The organism is Streptomyces bohaiensis, from assembly GCF_012033785.1.
In the GTDB taxonomy this organism is placed as follows: Bacteria; Actinomycetota; Actinomycetes; order Streptomycetales; family Streptomycetaceae; genus Streptomyces; species Streptomyces bohaiensis.
Map to the genome: position 1 here is coordinate 1 of NZ_JAAVJC010000439.1, position 2,577 is coordinate 2,577.

Genomic DNA, 2,577 nt, shown 5'->3' on the forward strand with positions numbered 1-2,577 from the left:
GTCGTCGGCCACCACGGCTACGCGATCAGCGCGCCCCCGCCGCGCCGCCGGGCGTGCGGCCGGGGCCGCCGCGCCCTGCGTCCCGCCGCGCGCCGTCCGTGCTGTCGTCCGCCTCACACCACTCACCCCTCACGGACGGCACGGTACGCGCCGGGGCCCGGACCGGTCCCGCGCCGAGGTCGGAGCCGGTCCCGTCCACGGCGGCGACACACCTCATCCACCTTGAGGACTAGGGACGCGCCGACGGGATCGCCCCTCCGGGTGACTCCGACCCGCTTCTCCCCTGCCTACGCTGGGTGACATGAGCCGGATCTACGACTTCCTGCGCCGCCACCCCGTCTGGGTGGACGGTGCGTGGAGCCTGATCCTGGCGCTGTTCAGCCTCCGGGTCGCCCTCGGTTTCCCGGGCGGCCTGCCGGCCGTCAGCCTCGCGGGTGCCGTGGTGGCGATCGCGGCCATCTTCGTCGCCTCCACCTGGCGGCGACGTCACTCCAGCCGCATGCTGCTGGTCGCCATCGGTGCGGGTCTCGTGCAGCTCGCCACCGACGCGCCGCCGATGATGATGAACATCTGCTTCCTCTTCATCGTCTTCAGCGCCGCCTCGGACCGGGTGCGGTGGGCGTCCCGGCTGGCCCTGGCCGCCGCGCTGCTGGCACCGGCCGCGGGCGTCCTGCGCTGGAACCCGAGCGGCTTCGACGAACCGTTCTACCTGGTCTCCAACACCGTCCTGTTCACCGTCGGCTTCGCGCTGGCCTGGGTGCTCGGCGACTCGCTGCGCACACGGCGCGCGTACTACGCCGAGCTGGAGGAGCGGGCGGCCCGGTTGGAGCACGAGCGGGAGACCGAGGCCCGGATGGCGGTGTCGGCCGAGCGCGCCCGGATCGCCCGCGAGCTGCACGACGTCGTCGCCCACAACGTCTCGGTGATGGTGGTGCAGGCCGACGGCGCCTCCTACGTCTTCGACAGCTCCCCCGACCAGGCGCGGAACGCCCTGGACACCATCTCGGGCACCGGCCGCCAGGCGCTGACCGAGATGCGGCGGCTGCTGGGCGTGCTGCGCGAGGACGGCAACGAGGAGATGCCGGGCGACTACGTCCCGCAGCCCGGACTCGAACAACTCGACGACCTGATCGCGCAGGTGCGCGGCACCGGGCTCACCGTGGACTGCCAGTGCGTCGGCAGCCCCAGGCCCCTCCCGAGCGGTGTGGAGCTGACCGCTTACCGGATCGTGCAGGAGGCGCTCACCAACACCCGCAAACACGGCGGGCCAGGCGCCGCCGCCAGCGTGAAGCTGACCTACGGCGGCGACGCACTCTCCGTCCTCGCCGAGGACGACGGCCGCGGCGCCCAGGCGTGGCTCTACGGCGACCGCGGACACGACGGCCACGGGCACGGCCTCATCGGCATGCGGGAACGCGTCGGGATGGTCGGCGGCCGGCTGGAGACCGGGCCGCGCCCCGGCGGTGGGTTCCGCATCTGCGCGACGCTGCCGGTCACGGACGGCGGGCCGCGGAGCGTCGAACCCGGCGGCGGTTCCACGGGGGCCGGCGGGTCCGCCGGCGAACCCGCGGGTTCCGGCGAGCCCGGGGGTTCCGGCGAACCCGGGGGTTCCGCGCCGCGCGAAGCGGGGGAGACGCCCGGCACGGGCTCCGACACATGCGGGGAGGCTCCTCCCGGCGCCGGCGGCCCCGGAGCTCGACCGGACGCCCCGCCCCGCGCCCGCTGCACCGACATCCCCTGACCGCCGCCACCGCCCCACCACACCCGAGGAAGAAGCCGCACATGCCGATCCGCGTCATGCTCGTCGACGACCAGGTCCTGCTCCGCACCGGTTTCAAGATGGTGCTCGCCGCGCAGCCCGACATGGAGGTCGTGGCGGAGGCCGGCGACGGGGTCGAGGCGCTGGAGACGCTGCGCTCCACCGAGGTCGACGTCGTGCTGATGGACGTGCGGATGCCGCGCATGGACGGCGTCGAGACCACCTCGCGGATCTGCAAGGACGGCGGCGGCGGACCGGGCGAGCCGAAGGTGCTGATCCTCACCACCTTCGACCTCGACGAGTACGCCTTCACCGGTCTCAAGGCCGGCGCCGCGGGCTTCCTGCTGAAGGACGTCCCGCCGGACGAGCTGATCTCCGCCATCCGCTCCGTGCACAGCGGTGACGCCGTGGTCGCCCCCTCCACCACCCGGCGGCTGCTCGACCGCTTCTCCTCGCTGCTGCCCGTCCGCCGCCGCACCGCCTCCCACCCCGAGCTCGACCAGCTCACCGAGCGGGAGCGCGAGGTGCTGGTCCTCATCGCGCAGGGCCTGTCCAACGGCGAGATCGCCGCCCAGCTGGTGGTCTCCGAGGCGACCGTGAAGACGCACGTCGGGCGCATCCTCGCCAAGCTGCAGCTCCGCGACCGGGTGCAGGCCGTGGTGCTCGCGTACGAGATCGGCCTCGTCCAGGCCCGCGGCGCCTGACCCGCGCGGCCGCCGCACCTCACAGCCCCCGACGCTTGCGGCCGCCGACGCCCGCGGCCGCCCACGACCGCCGCTCCGCGCCCCGCTGCCCCCGCCCGGCCCGCGGGCCGCCCC

Annotated in this window: 1 protein-coding gene and 1 pseudogene; both read left to right on the forward strand. The window is 74.6% G+C overall.

The features are described 5' to 3' along the window. Positions 1–301: 301 nt before the first annotated feature. A pseudogene (locus HCN52_RS23700) lies at positions 302–1,495 on the forward strand (sensor histidine kinase); the annotation flags it as partial. A 287-nt stretch (positions 1,496–1,782) separates the two neighbouring features. Further along, on the forward strand, positions 1,783–2,463 hold the full coding sequence (locus HCN52_RS23705) for a response regulator (protein ID WP_168090466.1): 681 nt from the start codon (positions 1,783–1,785) through the stop codon (positions 2,461–2,463). Positions 2,464–2,577: the final 114 nt, after the last annotated feature.

Bases quoted from the DNA above. Each gene is read 5' to 3' on its own strand.
- HCN52_RS23705 (WP_168090466.1), top strand. From the start codon at position 1,783: ATGCCGATCCGCGTCATGCTCGTCGACGACCAGGTCCTGCTCCGCACC.